3 tRNA genes are annotated in these 361 nt (G+C 49.9%); all 3 read right to left on the reverse strand.

Features of this window, described 5'->3' with window-relative positions:
- Positions 1 to 28 precede the first annotated feature (28 nt).
- Positions 29 to 121, reverse strand: a tRNA-Ser gene (locus LJC66_RS27505).
- A gap of 27 nt (positions 122 to 148) precedes the next feature.
- Positions 149 to 225: transfer RNA gene (locus LJC66_RS27510), tRNA-Met, on the reverse strand.
- Between the two features lie 30 nt (positions 226 to 255).
- Positions 256 to 331 (reverse strand) — tRNA-Ala (locus tag LJC66_RS27515).
- Positions 332 to 361 lie beyond the last annotated feature (30 nt).

The raw sequence follows: 361 nt of genomic DNA on the forward strand, positions 1-361 counted from the left end.
GCGATGATATGAATATGGTATAAATAAATGGAGGAGGAAGAGGGATTCGAACCCCCGCGGGCTTTGACACCCCTGTCGGTTTTCAAGACCGATCCCTTCAGCCAGACTTGGGTATTCCTCCGTATATTTATAATAAATGTAACTTATATGGTAGCGGCGGAGGGAGTCGAACCCACGACCTCACGGGTATGAACCGTACGCTCTAGCCAGCTGAGCTACACCGCCATATTATTTGTTACAATTATTTAATTTAATTGGTGGAGCCTAGCGGGATCGAACCGCTGACCTCCTGCGTGCAAGGCAGGCGCTCTCCCAGCTGAGCTAAGGCCCCATAAATGGTCGGGAAGACAGGATTCGAACC

The sequence above is a fragment of the Priestia sp. TSO9 genome (assembly GCF_021029645.1).
GTDB lineage: Bacteria > Bacillota > Bacilli > Bacillales > Bacillaceae_H > Priestia > Priestia megaterium_E.